The sequence below is a fragment of the Hymenobacter baengnokdamensis genome (assembly GCF_008728635.1).
In the GTDB taxonomy this organism is placed as follows: Bacteria; Bacteroidota; Bacteroidia; order Cytophagales; family Hymenobacteraceae; genus Hymenobacter; species Hymenobacter baengnokdamensis.
This window is the reverse complement of record NZ_CP044285.1, coordinates 824,019-839,946: the sequence shown is the minus strand read 5'-3', so window position 1 is coordinate 839,946 and position 15,928 is coordinate 824,019. Positions and strand designations below refer to the sequence as shown.

13 protein-coding genes are annotated in these 15,928 nt (G+C 60.1%); 3 read left to right on the top strand and 10 right to left on the bottom strand.

Features of this window, described 5'->3' with window-relative positions:
• Positions 1 to 211 precede the first annotated feature (211 nt).
• The gene (locus F6X24_RS03505; protein ID WP_151086636.1) at positions 212 to 1,126 is read left to right on the top strand and encodes a histone deacetylase family protein; all 915 of its coding nucleotides are present in this window, start codon (positions 212 to 214) and stop codon (positions 1,124 to 1,126) included.
• Between the two features lie 101 nt (positions 1,127 to 1,227).
• On the opposite strand, the gene F6X24_RS03500 is transcribed toward F6X24_RS03505, so the two are convergent.
• The 3 genes from F6X24_RS03500 to F6X24_RS03490 form a co-directional block, all read right to left on the bottom strand.
• A complete protein-coding gene (locus F6X24_RS03500) occupies positions 1,228 to 1,497 on the bottom strand; it encodes a CsbD family protein (RefSeq protein WP_151086634.1) in 270 nt (89 codons plus the stop codon).
• Positions 1,498 to 1,562: 65 nt separating this feature from the next.
• Positions 1,563 to 2,216 (bottom strand): hypothetical protein, encoded by a 654-nt coding sequence (locus tag F6X24_RS03495; protein WP_151086632.1) that lies wholly within the window; start codon positions 2,214 to 2,216, stop codon positions 1,563 to 1,565.
• A gap of 33 nt (positions 2,217 to 2,249) precedes the next feature.
• Positions 2,250 to 2,996: a hypothetical protein gene (locus F6X24_RS03490; RefSeq protein ID WP_151086630.1), complete on the bottom strand. Its 747-nt coding sequence runs from the start codon at positions 2,994 to 2,996 to the stop codon at positions 2,250 to 2,252.
• 242 nt (positions 2,997 to 3,238) lie between these two features.
• Here F6X24_RS03490 and F6X24_RS03485 point away from each other — a divergent pair, with 242 nt between their 5' ends.
• Positions 3,239 to 4,792 carry a hypothetical protein gene (locus F6X24_RS03485; protein ID WP_151086628.1) on the top strand — a complete coding sequence of 518 codons (1,554 nt, stop codon included), beginning with the start codon at positions 3,239 to 3,241 and terminating at the stop codon, positions 4,790 to 4,792.
• Between the two features lie 88 nt (positions 4,793 to 4,880).
• Here F6X24_RS03485 and F6X24_RS03480 read toward each other — a convergent pair whose 3' ends face one another.
• Positions 4,881 to 7,175 carry a hypothetical protein gene (locus F6X24_RS03480; protein WP_151086626.1) on the bottom strand — a complete coding sequence of 765 codons (2,295 nt, stop codon included), beginning with the start codon at positions 7,173 to 7,175 and terminating at the stop codon, positions 4,881 to 4,883.
• Positions 7,176 to 7,322: 147 nt separating this feature from the next.
• Positions 7,323 to 8,933, bottom strand: a complete 1,611-nt coding sequence (rpoN, locus tag F6X24_RS03475) for an RNA polymerase factor sigma-54 (protein WP_151086624.1) — start codon at positions 8,931 to 8,933, stop codon at positions 7,323 to 7,325.
• Positions 8,934 to 9,104: 171 nt separating this feature from the next.
• Between rpoN and asnS the strand changes: the two genes are divergently transcribed.
• A complete protein-coding gene (gene asnS, locus F6X24_RS03470; protein ID WP_151086622.1) occupies positions 9,105 to 10,508 on the top strand; it encodes an asparagine--tRNA ligase in 1,404 nt (467 codons plus the stop codon).
• 92 nt (positions 10,509 to 10,600) lie between these two features.
• Here asnS and F6X24_RS03465 read toward each other — a convergent pair whose 3' ends face one another.
• The 5 genes from F6X24_RS03465 to F6X24_RS03450 form a co-directional block, all read right to left on the bottom strand.
• Positions 10,601 to 11,938 (bottom strand): alginate O-acetyltransferase AlgX-related protein, encoded by a 1,338-nt coding sequence (locus F6X24_RS03465; RefSeq protein ID WP_151086620.1) that lies wholly within the window; start codon positions 11,936 to 11,938, stop codon positions 10,601 to 10,603.
• 12 nt (positions 11,939 to 11,950) lie between these two features.
• A complete protein-coding gene (locus tag F6X24_RS03460; RefSeq protein ID WP_151086618.1) occupies positions 11,951 to 13,429 on the bottom strand; it encodes an MBOAT family O-acyltransferase in 1,479 nt (492 codons plus the stop codon).
• Positions 13,430 to 13,470: 41 nt separating this feature from the next.
• Positions 13,471 to 14,214 carry a hypothetical protein gene (locus tag F6X24_RS18855; protein WP_191906442.1) on the bottom strand — a complete coding sequence of 248 codons (744 nt, stop codon included), beginning with the start codon at positions 14,212 to 14,214 and terminating at the stop codon, positions 13,471 to 13,473.
• 187 nt (positions 14,215 to 14,401) lie between these two features.
• On the bottom strand, positions 14,402 to 14,779 hold the full coding sequence (locus F6X24_RS03455; RefSeq protein ID WP_151086616.1) for a hypothetical protein: 378 nt from the start codon (positions 14,777 to 14,779) through the stop codon (positions 14,402 to 14,404).
• Between the two features lie 201 nt (positions 14,780 to 14,980).
• Entirely contained in the window at positions 14,981 to 15,415 is a 435-nt protein-coding gene (locus tag F6X24_RS03450; protein ID WP_151086614.1) for a hypothetical protein, read from the bottom strand.
• Positions 15,416 to 15,928 lie beyond the last annotated feature (513 nt).

Below are 15,928 nucleotides of genomic sequence, written 5' to 3'. Positions count from 1 at the left end.
AGCAGGTGAGAAAAATCCTAAGCAAATGACGGTTAAGTTTAAACTACGGAATAGGTGTAAAACCGGATGGTAGTTGTAAGCTAATGAGCTAGCTTATTGCCAGATGCTTGCCCTATTTAATCGGATTAAAGCCTGCTTTTGAACAGTACCGGGTACTTATGTTAACTTCAGTATAGTACTATTTTTAGCGGTAGCACCGTTTTACCCACGTATGCACATTGCTTTTGCTGCTGATTATGTGCTGCCGCTGCCGCCGGGCCATCGGTTTCCGATGCTAAAGTATGAGCTTTTACCTGAGCAGCTGCTACATGAGGGCACGGCTACTGCTTCCGATTTTTTTGTGCCCGTGCCGCCACCCCTGGCCGATGTGCTGCTGACGCACGAGGCCGACTATGTGCAGCGCTTGCTGCACGGCCAGCTGACGCGCCCCGAAGAGCGGGCCAGCGGCTTTCCGTGGTCGCCGGCGCTGGCCCGGCGCGAGCTGATACTGCTTGGGGGTACCATTGGCTGTGCGCAGCGGGTGCTGGCGGCGGGCGGGGGCGTGGCACTCAATATCGCCGGTGGTACGCACCACGCGTTTGCCGGCCGGCCCGAGGGGTTTTGCCTGCTCAACGACCAGGCCGTGGCGGCCAACTGGCTGCTGGCCCATGAGCCGACGCGGGTGCGCCAGATACTCATTATCGACCTTGATGTGCACCAGGGCAACGGCACGGCCGCTATTTTTCGGCACGAGCCGCGCGTATTTACGTTTTCAATGCACGGGGCCCGCAACTTCCCGGGCCGTAAAGAAGTGTCGGACCTCGACCTGCCGCTGGCCGATGGCACCGGCGATGCAGTATACCTTGCCCGGCTGGCCGATGTACTGCCGCGCCTGCTCGACGAGCAGGTACGGCCCGACTTTGTGTTTTACCTCAGCGGCGTCGATGTGCTGGCTACCGACAAGCTGGGCTACCTCGCCCTCACGCGGGAAGGCTGCCGCCGGCGCGATGAACTCGTGCTGGCCGCCTGCCACCAGCGCGAGCTGCCCGTAGTGGTATGCATGGGCGGCGGCTACTCCGAAAAAATAGCTGACATTGTGGAAGCCCACGCCAATACCTATCGCGTAGCCGCCAGCCTGTGGGATTGAGTGTAATTTTAATATATATTAAAATTTAAATATATTGTATACTAAAGAAGCCCCGTCCTACCCAGGACGGGGCTTCTTTAGTATGAGCCGCAAGCTATTTGCTAGCTACGGTTCTGGTTCGACGTGTTGGTGGTGTTCGTATTGCTGTCCGAGCTGAAGGTGTTGTGAAACCAGCTCTTGATGTCGTCGATGGCGTGGCCGGTTTTCTGCTGGAGCTGGCCGAACCACTCGTCCTGCTTGCCTTCTTGGTAGGTCAGGTCGTCGTCGGTGAGGTTGCCCCACTTCTGCTTGGCAGCCCCTTTAATCTGGTTCCAGTCGCCACGAGCGCGCAGCTCAGTCTGGTCGTTGAGGTTATTATTGTTGAGGTCCATGGGTGAAATGTGGAAAAGGATGGGATGTGCGTCTTGTACGCACCGCCCGCTCAGCAGGTTTTGGCTTAATGGCTCAGGCTCGCCAGCAAGGCCGCGAAAAGTACTACGTATACCCCCGTAGCAGTGCCATAGCCGGCCCAGGTGCGCCCGCGCTTACTGCGGTTGGCCTGCTGCTGGTAGCCGTGGGCATAGTCGGCATCGGCGAGCAGCGGCGGCGCAGCCAGGTTGCGGGCGCGCACCGGCACGCTGCTGATGCCGATGGTAGGCGCCAGACCCAGCAGCGGCCCTAAATAGAGGGTGGTGCCAAATGCTGCCCAGTACGGGCCGCTTTGGTGATAGTAGCGTTGGGCATCGAGCCGGCCCAGCTGCTGCCGCTGCGCCCTGCTGAGGCCCACCAACGGTTCGGTGCCCGGCCGCACCGAAGGGCTGTGCGTAGCCAGCACTTCGTGGGTGCCATTGGCGTAGCGCACCAAAAAAACCGTTGCCACGGGCAGGCGCAGGGTATCGGGCCGGGCGCTGGCCGGGCTTACGGAGTCGGGCCGCGGCAGGTAGCTCACCTCATCGGGCGTAATGGTGAGCACCCGGCCCCGGATTTCCTGGCCGCTGGTAAGCAGAAGTACATCGGTGGGGAGGGCGGGCTGCTGGGCCCGGGAGAAGCGAGCCGCCAGCAGCAGGCTGGCGAGACAGCTCAGGAAGAGAAGAAGATTGCGCAGGCTCATGCGAGTAGTGGTAAGGTAAAACCCGGTCGGTTATTAATTGCGCCGGCTGTTGAAGCCAAAAAGCAGGCTGATGCGCGCCCCACTGTGGCCGGGCACCACGGCCAGGTTGACCGGAAAATTGATGCCATTGGAGTGAAACGACGTGCCCAGCGCCAGCACGATATCGGCCCCCATCGGAGTCAGGTTGGGCCCCAGCCCAAACTCAAAGCCTTTGGGCCCGCGCAGGCCCAGTATCCCGCTCACGCTCGGAATAAACAGGCCCTGCTCCAGGCCCCCTACCAGCGGCACGAACTCGACCAGTCCGCTCGTGCCATTGGGCAGGCGAAACAGCCGCGACTCGAACTGCCAGCCAAACTGCGTCAGGAAGGGGCTGAGGCTGCCTACCTGGTCGCGGGCGTGGCTTAGCACCCCATCGGTGAGCACCGTGAAGCCCAGGCGTGGGCCGCTCAGGTGCACGGGCTCGGCCGTCTGCTCGTCGCCGGGCACGGCAGTAGGGTACCCACTGGCCGGGTTGGGCGGCAGATAGGCGGGCGCCGGTGGGCTACCCAGCTCCTGCGTGCCATTGGCGTAGCGGATGCGAAAAACCTCCGTCTTGCGCACGCTGATGAGCGGCCCGTCCGGATTGTCGGTGCGGCGGTACTTTACCAAGTCGGGGGTTATTTCAACCACCTTCACCTGAATTTCGGTGCCGTCGGTACGGGTAAGCAGGTCCTGGGCCCCGGCTGGGTGGGCAAACAGGGCGGCGAGCACCAGCAGTGCCAGGCGTAGCAATCGGTTCATGGCGAAAGGGCTAGCGGTAAAAGAATAAGCCGAAGCTAGCAGCTTCACCCCAGCCCCTGCCAGCCGACTTTTCACTTTGTCAGACTTTAGCTGGAAGGGCTGCTGTTGATTAATTTTCTGTATATTAGATGATTGTGTTAAGTCGAATTAGATTTTGATAAAAGAATATTGCCCTTCTCGACGCCGCCCGGCGCCGGAGTGTATTTTGCAGGGCTGCGGCCCGTGTAACCCGCCCTTTTTTCATGGATGACCTTCGCCTTACCCTCCAGACCCTGGCCTCCGACGACCGCCGCGACCTGGTGCAATTCATTCAGTGGCAGCGCCGCCGGGCTACCGGCCGGCAAGATTTACGCCTGCTCAGCCTGCTGCTGCACGCCCAGGAATACAAGTCGGACTACCTGATACGCAAGCTCTACCCCGATGAGCCCAACCCCGTGGCTTACTATGCCTTGCGCAAGCGGCTGTTTAAGCACCTTACCGAGTTTTTGCTGCTGCGCCAGCGCCAGCACGATGCCACGGCCGCCACTCCGGTGCGGGGGCAGCTCACGCTGGCCCAGTACCTGTTTGGAGCCGGCGTGCCGCGCCTGGCCTGGAGCGTGCTCCGCAAAGCCGAAAAGCTGGCCCTCGACAACGAGCAGTATGAGTTGCTGAATGCGGTGTACAATGTGCAGATTCAGTACGCGGGCCTGCCCCACGCCGAGCCGCTCGATGCCATTATCGAGCGCCGCCACCGCAACAAGAAGGCGGCCGACGAAGAAGAGCGCGCCGGCATTGCCGATGCGCTGCTGCGCCAGCGCCTACGCCAGGCGCGGCTGCACGGCCGGGGCGCGGTACCCGTCGATGAGCTGGTGCGCAACGTGCTGAAAGAGTATAGCTTGCAGGAGGCATTTGCCCGGTCGCCGTCCCTGCTGTGCCGGCTCCTGAGTATTGCCCGCCACGCCATGCTGGTGCGCGGCGACTTCGCCGCGTTTGCGCCCTTTATCGAGCGCTGCTACCGCCTGATGGAGCGTCGCCACGGCTTTGCACCGGCCCACCGCGAGTACCAGCTGCGCCTGCTCTACATGCTGGCGCATGCGCTTTACCGTGCCCGGCGCTTTGCCGACTCGGTAGTGTACCTGGAGCAGGGCCAGGCCATTCTGGCTACTGCGCCGGGCCGGCAGTTCAGCGACCTGGCCCCGCGCTTCACCTTTCTGCTGGCCGCCAACTACGCTTTTCTACACCGGAATGCGGAGAGTATTCAACTTCTTGAATGTATATTGCGGGCTAAGCCGGCCCTTCTACCTGCGCATCAGCTTACGGCGCGCTTGCAGCTTACTTTTCATTATTTTGCGGAGGGCAACTTTCACAAAGCCAGCCAGACGCTCATCAGCCTCGACCGTACCGACCATTGGCTGGAGCAGAACATGGGGCTGGAGTGGCTGCTCAACCACAATATCGGCGAGCTGCTCATCCAATTGGAGCTCGGCAACCTGGACGTAGCTCTGGTGCGGCTGCGGGCCATTATGCGGCGCCTGCACGAGCAGTTCCCGGCTGCTGAGGCTACCGCCGATACTCCTGCGGTGCCCCTGGGCGGCCCGTACCACGCGGTAGTATGCTACCTGGAGCTGGTGCACGAAATTATGGATGACCCGGCCGTAGTGAGCACCCCAGAATTTGCCGGGCGCGTGGCCACCATGCCCGCGTTTCTTTCCGAAGAGCGCGAAGACCTGCAGGTACTCAGCTTTTTTGCCTGGCTGCGGGCGCGGGTGCTGGGACGACCCTACTACGAGGTGCTGCTGCAGCTGGCTGCGCAATAGCACTACCTAGCAGTTGAGTAGGGCATTTTTACCTGATAAACCCATTTAGGAAGTTGTGAAAACCAACGAAGCTTAGCTCCGCAGCGCCTCACTGGCCTAGCGGATAGCCATTCAGAACCAGCTGGCCTTGCGCGGTGCGCCAGTACACATCCGTATGCAGCGGGCGCACGAGCAGGTCGTCGGCCAGCAGGTCGTGGCCATCGTACAGCACTTCGAGGCGGTTGGCAGTGGGTGGGCGGTGAAACAGCACGGCCACGCGTACCCAATCGCCCTGGATTTCGGTCGTAACTCTGGCATCGGCTACTTGGTGCTCAAGCTCTTCGGTGTCGTGGTAGAGCTTCACTTGCAGGTTGCCCAGGCCATAGGCCGTGGTGGCGTTCACCCACACCGAGGCTTCGTAGCGGCCCGTATCGGCGGGCATGGGCAAGGGGCCATCGTAGAGCGTAGAAAACTTTTCCCGGGGCTCGTAGAAAGCGCCTGGGGCCAGCCGGCCCCGACGGTCGGGGCGCTGGTCGAAAGGCAGGAGCAGCACGCCGCTGGCCGTGGTGGTATAAAGGCCATCGTGCGCCGTGAGCGTGGGCAGCAGCGCCGCCGCTTTGGCCCGCTCGGCGGCCACCGACGTAGCGGCCAGGGCCGCCAGAGGCAGCTCATACAGGCTCACCTCGGGCGTAGCCTTGATGAGGTGGGCCAGGCTCACCAGGCGCTGCTCGGCCGGGTTCAGGCCGGCAGTGACCACCAGCAGAATGGGTTTATTGGAAGGCAGCTTTGCCAGCAAATCCTTGGCTATCAGCGGGCTGCTTAGTAGCTGAGTGAGGCGTAGCGTCTCGCTCACCGACGAGCGCGACATAAACGTAGTAAGGAGCGGCAGGTGCAGATTGAGCGACGCTTTAAAAGCCTGGTAGTGGGCAGCGTCGGTGCCGTCGATGGCTATTTTATCGGTGCCTATGGAAAAATACGGAAGCGGCAAAATGGCCTGAAAGCTTTCCGGCCGGTAGCTGGTCCAGCTCAGCAGCTGGCGGTAGTTACCTTCTTCCCCCACAAAAGCCTCTGCGCCAGGGTTGGCCTCGATAGCCGCCGCTACCGGCTGGATATGCCAGTAGCCCTCGGCCGCCCATAGCAGCAGCAGCGGCGCGAGCCAACTCAGCGCAAAGGCCGGGGCCTGGTGCTGCCGCAAATAGCGCCACAGCCGATAGATATAATATGCTGCATACGTAGCAAATACGTAGTAAAATGGCCAGGCAAAGCGGCCCAGCGCCCGAAACTGCTTGAGCGGCCCCAGCAGCCAGACGAAGTCGCGCAGGCCGGGAATATAAAACGGGTAAGCCATGGCAAAAAGCAGCAGCAGCGTAGCCGCCCACAGGCCCGCCCGTAAGGGCGCCGGCAGGTGGGGTCGCAACACGCTGCGCCACCGGCCGTGGGCCAAGTAGCGCAGCGCCAGCAGGGCGCTGCACACCAGCACCAGTACCCCTACCGTACCCACGTACGTCGAGCCTTCCCAGGCCGGGTCGGTGCTCGGGAAAAAGTACCGCCATACCTGCTGCATTGGCGCATCGCTGGGCGAAAACACGCCCGTGAAGCTGCTGCGCGCAATAAGCAGGCCCCAGGGATTAGGCGGCCGGTCGGTGATGGGGTCGGTAAGCTTCAGCCAGACCCAGAAAACGGCCATGGGCACCAGGGCCGTAGCAGCCAGCCGCGCTAGTAGCGGCGCGCTCCGCCGCCAGCCCTGCTGCCAGCCCAGCACCGGCACAAAAGCCAGTAGCCAAAGGCTGCCAATGCCCAGGTGATACGCCGCCAGCAGCCCCACCAGTAGATTAAATACCCCAAGCACTATATACCACCGCGCCAAGCGCGGAGCGGCCAGAATACGCAGGATACAGTACCATTGCACCGGCACAATGCACGCGTAGCTCAGCGACATGTGCGCCTGAAACCGGGCTATCTGCGGGGCCATGAAGGTGATGAGCAATGCCCCCAGCCCCGCATACCACGCCGGCAGCGGCAGCCGCCGGAGCACCAGGTACAGCACCACGGCCGCCAGCACCAGCGCCAGCAGCATCCCAAAGTTGATGAAGCCGATGCTGTGCGCGGCGAGTGGCAAGCCGGCTTCGCGCGCCCAGGCCAGGGGCACGGCCAGCAGGGGCTGCATATCGGGATAGTTGATATGCTCGCCGCGCGGATAGTTCATGCCCGTAAATTGCTGGCCGCTATCATAGCGGGCATAATAGGCGGCTACATAGTAGTTTTTGATGCCATCGCCCGTTGCATTCAGGTAGGCGCCGGGATGACGCGCCATGCCCGGAAATAGCTTGAGCAGCAGGATGGTAGCAGCTAAGCCTACGAGCAGCGCTCCAACCCAGAGTCGTGGCCGACGTTGACGCAACATAGCTTCTGCTTTTAATCAGGTGAAGGGATAGTTTGGCCGTAAAGCTACTAGGCGCCTGCCTTATGAGGTGGTGCCTGATAGCTTTACGGCCTACTAAACCCAGGAGCCAAAGCCCGGCCGGCCCTGACGGTGCTGCCTAAGACAGCGCTACAACTCCTTGCGCAGCCGGGCCACCGGAATGTTTAGCTGCTCGCGGTACTTAGCCACGGTGCGGCGGGCAATGTTGTACCCCCTGGCATTCAGCATTTTCTCCAGCTTATCGTCGCTGAGCGGGTGGTCTTTTTTCTCGTTGCCAATGAGGTCGCGCAGGATGCTTTTCACCTCGCGGCTGCTGGCATCCTCGCCCGAGTCGGTGGCGATACCTTCCGAGAAAAAGAACTTGAGCGGGTAAATGCCGTGCTCAGTCTGAATGCTCTTGGAGTTGGCCACCCGGCTCACCGTCGAGATGTCCATGCCGATGGCCTGGGCGATGTCCTTAAGAATCATGGGCCGCAGCCTGGAGTCGTCGCCGGTAATAAAAAACTCGCGCTGGCGCTCCACAATGGCCGACATGGTGCGCAGCAGCGTGTTTTGCCGCTGCCGGATGGCGTCGATAAACCACTTGGCCGAGTCCAGCTTCTGCTTCACAAAGCTCACGGCCTCCTTCATCTTCTGGTCTTTCTTGGCGGCCTTGTCGTAGGTCTGCAGCATCTCGCGGTAGTCGCGGCTCACGCGCAGCTCGGGGGCATTGCGGGCGTTCAGGGTCAGGTTCAGCTCGCCGTTGTCGTTGGTGAGAATAAAGTCGGGCATAAGGTACTGTGCCCCGCCCGCGCTGCCCTTGCTGCCGCTCACCGGCCCGCTGCCGCCCGGCTTGGGGTTCAGCTTCAGGATAACGGCCACGGCTTCCTTCAGCTCGTCATCTTCCAAGTCCAGCTTTTGCTGAATACGCGGGTAGTGCTTCTTGGTAAACTCCTCAAAGGTCTCGGTCAGAATGCGTTCGGCATTCTGGGTGGCCTCGTCCTGGGGCCGGCGCTCGAGCTGCAGCAGCAGGCACTCGGGCAGGTCGCGGGCCGCAATGCCCGGCGGGTCAAACTGCTGCACTACGTGCAGCACGGCCTCAATCTGGGCCTCACTCACCTCGATATTCTGGCTGAATGCCAAATCGTTGGCAATGGCCGCCAGGTCGCGCCGAATGTAGCCATCCCCATCAATGGAGCCGATAAGCTGCTCCCCGATAGCCTGTTGCAGCTCATCGAGCTGCGCAAAGTGCAGCTGGTCGAGCAGCGAATCCTGCAACGAGCCGCTGGTGTCGGCCAGCGGCATATCGCGCTCCTCTTCATCGCCGGGGCCATCGCCCTGCATCTTGTAGCCCGCTATCTCATCGTCGTTGACGTAGTCGCTGATGTCGATTTCGTGGTTGTCATTGTCGATACCCAGGGCCTCGGCTTCGGCGGCCGGCTCGGGGCGCTCGTCGGCGTAGTCGTCGAAGCCGGGGCTGTCGTCGGCCGGCTCGCCGGCGCTGAAATCCTCCTCCAACGTGGCGTCGTCGCTGTCGAGCGAGTCGTTGGGGTCGTCGGCCTCGGGGGCTTCGTCATCGGGGTTCTCGTCGCGCTCGTCAGCGTCCTCACTATCACCTTCTTCAAGAGCAGGATTTACCTCCATTTCCTCTTTAATGCGGGTTTCCAGCTCGGCAGTAGGAATTTGCAGCAGCTTGATAAACTGAATCTGCTGAGGCGAGAGGCGCTGAGAAAGAAGCTGCTTTAAATCAAGGCGTTGCATAGAGTAGTGCGAGAAAAGTAACCTGGTGGTGGCAACGGGCGAAACAACGTAATACGGCGTAGCTCATGCAATGGTCATGCGTTACTACTGGCAATTTCCCGTTGGGGTTAGCGGTGCTGCCTGGGCGAAGGCTTTACCTTTGCAGGCTCCACTGTCTTTTGCAACCCGCTTATGCCTGCCGACCAGCTCCGCCGCACCCGCATCCAAGACCTGCTGCAAAGTACCGACCTCAACCGCGAAGTTCTCGTCAAAGCATGGGTTCGCTCGCGCCGGGGCAACAAATATGTGCAGTTTATTGCCCTCAACGACGGCTCCTGCCTCGCCACGCTGCAAGTAGTGGCTGATGCCGAGAAGTTTCCCGAGGAAAGCCTGAAGGACATCACTACCGGCTCGTGCATCGCCGTGCGCGGCCAGCTGGTGGCCAGCCAGGGCAAAGGCCAGTCGGTAGAGGTGCAGGCTACTGAAATAACCGTGCTCGGCACTGCCGACCCCGAAGCCTACCCGCTGCAAAAGAAAGCCACTTCGCTGGAGCACCTGCGCGAAATTGCCCACCTGCGTCCCCGCACCAACACGTTTGGGGCGGTACTGCGCATCCGGCACGCCCTGGCGTTCGCGATTCACCAGTATTTCAACGACCACGGGTTCTACTACGTGCACACGCCCATCATCACGGGCTCCGATGCCGAGGGTGCGGGCCAGATGTTTCGGGTAACCACCCTGCCCCCCGAGCACCCGCCGCGCACCGAAGACGGCTCGGTCGATTTCGGCCAGGATTTCTTCGGCAAGCAAACCAACCTCACCGTAAGCGGGCAGCTCGAAGGCGAGCTGGCGGCCCTGGCGCTGGGCCAGGTGTACACCTTCGGCCCCACCTTCCGGGCCGAAAACTCGAACACGCCCCGCCACCTGGCCGAGTTCTGGATGATAGAGCCCGAAATGGCGTTTTATGACCTCGCCGACAACATGGACCTGGCCGAGGATTTTCTCCAAAGCCTGGTCAAGTATGCCCTGGAGCACTGCGCTGCCGACCTGCAATTCCTGAACGATACCTACGACAAGGAGCTGCTGGAACGCCTCCGGTTCGTGACCGACAATGCTTTCCAGCGCCTCACCTATACCGAGGCCGTGGAGATTCTGAAATCGGCCAAAAAGAAATTTGAGTTTCCCGTCGATTGGGGTACCGACCTGCAAAGCGAGCACGAGCGCTACCTGGTGGAAAAGCACTTCCGCAAGCCGGTTATCCTGACGAATTACCCGAAGGAAATCAAGGCCTTCTACATGAAGCTCGACGACGACGGCCGCACCGTGCGGGCCATGGACGTGCTGTTTCCGGGCATCGGCGAAATCATCGGCGGCTCGCAGCGCGAAGAGGATTTGCAAAAGCTGCAAACCCGCATGGCCGAGATGCACGTGCCGGAAGACGAGCTGTGGTGGTACCTCGACACGCGCCGCTTCGGCACCGCGCCGCACGCGGGCTTCGGCCTGGGCTTCGAGCGCCTGGTATTGTTCGTGACGGGCATGACCAACATCCGCGACGTGATACCGTTTCCGCGCTTCCCCAAGAACGCTGATTTTTAATAATATCTTATAAACGATATATTTTGCAAAAAAGGCGGCTCCCGCACCGGGAGCCGCCTTTTTTATGAGGATGCTAGGAGCTGACGGCCGGGCTAGCGCTGGCGGTCATGCATATAGGCGGCATCCTGCTGGATAATTTCATCCAGCGACTTGTTGTTGTCAGCGGCTTTTTGTGCCAGCCGGGCCAGCCAGTCAGGGTTGCGCCGGATAGTAGCTTCAATCTCGGCGGTTTGCGCCCGGTCTTGGTCCGTGAGCGGACAAAAGACATTAAAGGCTTGGTCAATAAAGTTATAGCCAAGCTTATGGAGGTTTTCCTCATTGGCAACCAGTAGCACCAGCTGCCGGCTGCGTAGCTGCTGGCTTAGGTTCAAATCGGCAACGTTGCGGCTCTCGCCGGGGGTCTGCTCCGGCCAGTAAACGTGCTCATTGTAGTTCCAGTAGCGGGAGGCCGGCGTAAACAGAGTTTGATAGTACGGGTAGAAGCCGTAAAAGCTCTGCGCAAAGCTATCGCCGATAATGAGCGCGTTGAGGCGTTGCTTACCTGCCGGCGGGGCAAATACCACGTTGGGATAAGCCGTGGGGTAGGGCGGAATATCATACAGCAGATTGATAAGCTCGCCCAGGTCGTTATCGGTATAGCGCAGGTCGGCCGTATGGGTGACTACCACGGGCTCACCACGCTGCGTAAAATCAGGCAGGTCGCGGCCAGTAAGGGCCTCAATGCGGCGAAAGAGCGTGTCGGCAACCTGGGCCACCGCGTAGCCGCTCCAATGCGTGCCCGTGCGCGTAAAAAGTGGGTAGCGGGCTCCCTGGTCGCGCCAGCGCGCCAGCAATGCGCTGGCATCAAGGGTATTAACCCCATACTTGGCAAACTGCTCACACACGGTGGCGTAGTTGGTGGGGCCGGGCCAGTGGCCAGCTCCGCAGCTATCGGGCAGATACTGCGGCAGAATGCGCGGCTTGACGGGTGCCAGCAAAAACAGCAGCTGGGTGCCGTGGGCTTGCAGCGAGTCCTGCACGCGGCGCAGGCGGCGGGCGCGAAAAGCTATCTCGTTTTCGCCTAAGTAATGGCGGCCCAGGTAAGCATCAACGGTGCCGCTTTGGTAAAGATTCTGGTCTTTGCCTACAAAAATGCCACTGGCTAGCACCTGGTGCCAGCCGGAGTAAGCCAGTTGATTACGGAGTCGTACCAGCCAGGGCCGAAATCCAAGGTGGTCGTTAACATAGCGCTCTACACTGAGCTGGAAGGAGTTATCCCAGAGCGTAGAGAAGCGAAGGCGAGGCGAAGAAACTTCGTCGGTAAAGCCCCCCAGCGGGCGCACGGGCACCAGCGGCCACAGGGCCTGCAACGGTGGCAGCACCAGTAGCAGCAGCAGTAGGCTAAGTAGCAGCCGCTTACCTAAAGCAGTAGTCCTTGCGGGTGTTGGCATAGGAGCTGCCGGCTAGAAGCGGAAATAAATGAACGGATTGAAGGAGCTGCCAACGATGGAGCTCGCGCTGAGCAGAAACAGCAGCGCGGTACCCAGCGTCAGTACCAACGATTGGCGCAAGGAGTGCGTATGCGCCGCGTAGAGATTCAGATTGCGCCGCTCTAAGGCAGGTAGCGCATTCATAAAGGCAAAAAAGGCCCCCAGGGCCAGCAGCAGCCAGAACTGGCTGCCGAACTGGTGCCAGTCCATGACGGGTACAGTCGGCGGCGGGGCGGCCACCCCTTCCCAGCTTACTACCCGCCGGGGGTGAAACTGTCCCAGCATCCGCCCAATGTAGGCCACTGCCTGCGTTAGGGTTTCGGCCCGAAAAAGTACCCAGCCCACAACGGTAATAAGAAACGTGGGCACAATATTCAGCGCCCCGGCGCGCCGGTACAGGCGCAGCAAAAACAGGCGGTCCAGTATAAGCCAGAAGCCGTGGTAGGCGCCCCAGACAATAAACGTCCAGGCAGCGCCGTGCCAGAAGCCCGACAAGATGAACACCGTCCAGAGGTTGATATAGAGGCGGCTGGTATTAACCCGATTGCCGCCCAGCGGAATATAAAGGTAGTCGCGCATCCAGCGTCCCAGCGTAATGTGCCAGCGCTGCCAGAACTCGGTGATGGAGCGCGAAACGTAGGGCGAGTTGAAGTTTTCGGGAAACTGGAAGCCCATCAGGCGGCCCAGGCCTACGGCCATATCGGAATAGCCCGAAAAGTCGAAATAAATCTGAAAGGTGTAGGCTAGCGCCCCCAGCCAGGCCTGCGCTACCGGCAGAGTAGTGGGGTCGAGGGCAAAAATGCGGTCGGCCTGCTCGCCCAGCACGTTGGCAATCAGCACCTTTTTTGATAAGCCGATAATAAACCGGAACATCCCGGCCAGTTTCTCGTCCACGGTATCAAAGGCCCGGCGGTCGGTGAGCTGCCCGGCTATCTCGTGAAAGCGTACGATGGGACCGGCTATCATCTTAGGGAAAAGCATGATATACAGCATGAAATCCCAGAATGAGCGCAACGGCTTATTCACGCCCCGGTACACGTCAATGGTGTAGGTCAGCTTTTCAAAAGTGAAAAACGAGATACCAATCGGTAATACGACCTTTTCCCAGGTGAGGGGCGGGCCCCCGAAGTAGCTGCGCACCGCGCTGGCATTGTCGAGAAAAAAATTGGCGTACTTAAAATAGAACAGCATGCTGACATTAAGCAGAATGCTGATTATCAGAAATATTTGTTGCTTCCAACGCTCGGCCGAAGCAGCCATGCCCCGAATGAGGAAGAAGTTGACAACTACCGAAGCTAGGAATAAAGCCAGGAAGCTCAGGCCACCCCAGGCGTAAAATAAGAGGCTGGCCAGCAGCGCCACCGTATTCTTGAAACGGACCGGAACCAGCCAGTAAAATCCCAGAAACGCGGGTAAAAAGTAGAAGAGAAAGAGCGTACTACTGAAGACCATACCTAAAAAAGAAGCTGCCCCGGCCGGGGGCAGCTTCAAAACTACAAAGAGAAAAGCAGTTGCTTACCGGTGCCCGTGGTCACCGCCCCGGTTGCCACCGTGGTCGCCGCCGGGGCCTCTTTGGCCACCCTGGCCGGGGTTGCCACCCCCGAAGCCACCCCGATTACCGGGCTGCATCTGAGGCTGCCCCCGCCAAAGCCGCCGCGCTGCACCTGGGGCTGGCCACCGCCGAAACCCCCGCGCTGCACCTGGGGCTGGCCGCCCCCAAAGCCACCCCGGTCATCGCGGCGGCCTTCTAGGTGGGGCTGCTCGACGCGGTAGTCGCGGCCCCGGTCAAAGTCGCGGCCCCGGTTGCGGTCGTAGCCATACACGCGGCCTGCGCCGTAGTCGTGGCCGTAGTACTGGCCACCGCCGCCGTAGCCGCCGCGCCGAAACACGGTAACATACTGCGGATAACGGCTGCGGTAGGTATTGATGTAGAGCCAGGGCTGCGGGCCGGCGTAGCTTATCGGTACTGGGTGGAAATAGTAGGGGTCGTAGCCATCGAGGTAGGGCGTCTGAATCCATTGCCCGTCCTGAAATACAATATATACCCCGTTGTAGATGTCGTAATAGCCGTCAATCTCCGGGATGTAGTAATACTGCGTGCCCTGCGGCACGGGCGGTCCCCAGGCAGGTAAGCCAATGTTTACGCCCAAACTTACTTGCGCCTGGGCGGCGATAGGAGCAGCGAAAGCCAGGCCAGTGCCCAGCGCGAAAGCAAGAAAGCGGAGGTGGAGTTTCATGACAGAAAGAAAAAGTGGGTTGGGTTGCCTGCTACCCACTAGGCAAGTAGAGTGCCGGAATTTGAGTTTGCCGTTATACGGAACATGTTTGCGTACTGACTGGCCAAATGTACCGACTAAGCCCGCCATAGTGCATAAAAAAAGCCCCGCCGGGTAGCGGGGCTTTTCAACCTTGCAGGCATAGTGCTTAGCGACGACCTCTGTCGTGGTCGTGGCGCATGTCTGCCGGGCGGTAATAACGGGCATGGTGGTCGCGATACTGCACCCAGGGCTGCCGGCCGCGATAGTCTACTACCACCGGGTGAAAGTTGGCCGTGTTATAGCCCGGCACTACAGCCATCGGCACCCAGCGGCCATTGCGCTGCACAATGTAGTTGCGGGCAGCCAGGTCGTAGTAGCCATCTATCTCGGGTACGTAGTAGTACTGCGCACCAGCGGGCACGGCGGGCCCCCAGGCGGGGTGGCCAATCTGCACATTAACGCCAACCTGGGCGTGGGCAGCCGGAGCAGCCAATGCGGCGAAAGCGCCAAATACAAAAGCAAAAATCTGCGGGCGGTAGTTCATGGTGGAAATGGGGGAAAAGGTTGAACAGAATACTTGTGTCACAACAAAATGGATGCCTGAAGGCACGCAGATTCGATAAGTCTGGCTATTTTACAGACTAAGCATTTCATTCTGCCGACCAGCTAGGCCAGTCATCCGCTACCAAAAAAAGCGCCTGATGGGCGCTTTTTGAGACTATACAACACGTAAGCTAACGCTTGCCTAGTCGTGGTCGTGGCCCCGGTCGTGGTCTTTGCCGTGGCCATGGTCGTCATCGTGGCCGTGGCCATCACCGTCGCGATACATTTTCTTCGCCTGGCCGGGGGGCAGGCCGTGGGGGTTGCCTCCCCGGTTGTACGTCCAGGGCGAGTCGCCGCGATAGTCGATGTACTGCGGGTGGAAATTGCGCGAGTCGTAGCCTTCGAGGCGCTCGTGGCGCTCCCATTTGCCATTGCGCTGCACGAGGTAGCGGCGGCCCGGCACATCGTAATAGGCATTGGCTTCGGGAATGTAGTAGTACTGAGCGTTGGCCGGAGCCCCAACTACCACCGGCGGGGCGGTGTTGATGTTGACGTTAATCTGCGCCTGTGCCGGGGCGGCGGCAAAAGCCAGGGCGCTCAGCAGGCCGAGCGAAGCCGTTTTGTGAAGTAAGTTCATGAGAAAGAAAATCCAGGTGATGGCGCTGGCCTGGCAAGGAGGCTGCCAGGAAAAGAACATGTGGCTTATACGTAGCCGCCCAGCTTTTGACCTTGCGCAAGAGGTAGCGGAGCAGGTGACGGACTGATTAAGGCCATCTTATATAGTAGCCAGCTTCCGGCCAGATGCCGATAAGCTACTCCAATTCTGCTTGATAAGCAGGCTGTTGTGTTGCAGTTGCGCCCGGTGCTTATCATTGGAAGGGTTAGAGACTCTCTCCAGCGTAATCTCCGATTTGCCTTGAAAAGCCAGCGCTGGCAGTTGCGCCAGCGAGCCAGTAGGATGGCGGGCGAAGCCAAAAAGGAAAGCGCATAAGTGAGGGAAAAGCAGGAAGCAGGCGGTCCGGGAAGAGCTGGCGCCAGCGGCGCAATAAAGAAAGAGAAAAAGCGCCGCACCAAACACCGCCTAAGCTTGTTAGCAGCAATCGGCCTGCCACTCGGGGGCGGGAAGGAAACTTTCGGGTTTCTGCCACCC

Coding starts and splice junctions, on each gene's coding strand:
- F6X24_RS03505 (WP_151086636.1), top strand. CDS start 212: ATGCACATTGCTTTTGCTGCTGATTATGTGCTGCCGCTGCCGCCGGGC.
- F6X24_RS03500 (WP_151086634.1), bottom strand. CDS start 1,497: ATGGACCTCAACAATAATAACCTCAACGACCAGACTGAGCTGCGCGCT.
- F6X24_RS03495 (WP_151086632.1), bottom strand. CDS start 2,216: ATGAGCCTGCGCAATCTTCTTCTCTTCCTGAGCTGTCTCGCCAGCCTG.
- F6X24_RS03490 (WP_151086630.1), bottom strand. CDS start 2,996: ATGAACCGATTGCTACGCCTGGCACTGCTGGTGCTCGCCGCCCTGTTT.
- F6X24_RS03485 (WP_151086628.1), top strand. CDS start 3,239: ATGGATGACCTTCGCCTTACCCTCCAGACCCTGGCCTCCGACGACCGC.
- F6X24_RS03480 (WP_151086626.1), bottom strand. CDS start 7,175: ATGTTGCGTCAACGTCGGCCACGACTCTGGGTTGGAGCGCTGCTCGTA.
- rpoN (WP_151086624.1), bottom strand. CDS start 8,933: ATGCAACGCCTTGATTTAAAGCAGCTTCTTTCTCAGCGCCTCTCGCCT.
- asnS (WP_151086622.1), top strand. CDS start 9,105: ATGCCTGCCGACCAGCTCCGCCGCACCCGCATCCAAGACCTGCTGCAA.
- F6X24_RS03465 (WP_151086620.1), bottom strand. CDS start 11,938: ATGCCAACACCCGCAAGGACTACTGCTTTAGGTAAGCGGCTGCTACTT.
- F6X24_RS03460 (WP_151086618.1), bottom strand. CDS start 13,429: ATGGTCTTCAGTAGTACGCTCTTTCTCTTCTACTTTTTACCCGCGTTT.
- F6X24_RS18855 (WP_191906442.1), bottom strand. CDS start 14,214: ATGAAACTCCACCTCCGCTTTCTTGCTTTCGCGCTGGGCACTGGCCTG.
- F6X24_RS03455 (WP_151086616.1), bottom strand. CDS start 14,779: ATGAACTACCGCCCGCAGATTTTTGCTTTTGTATTTGGCGCTTTCGCC.
- F6X24_RS03450 (WP_151086614.1), bottom strand. CDS start 15,415: ATGAACTTACTTCACAAAACGGCTTCGCTCGGCCTGCTGAGCGCCCTG.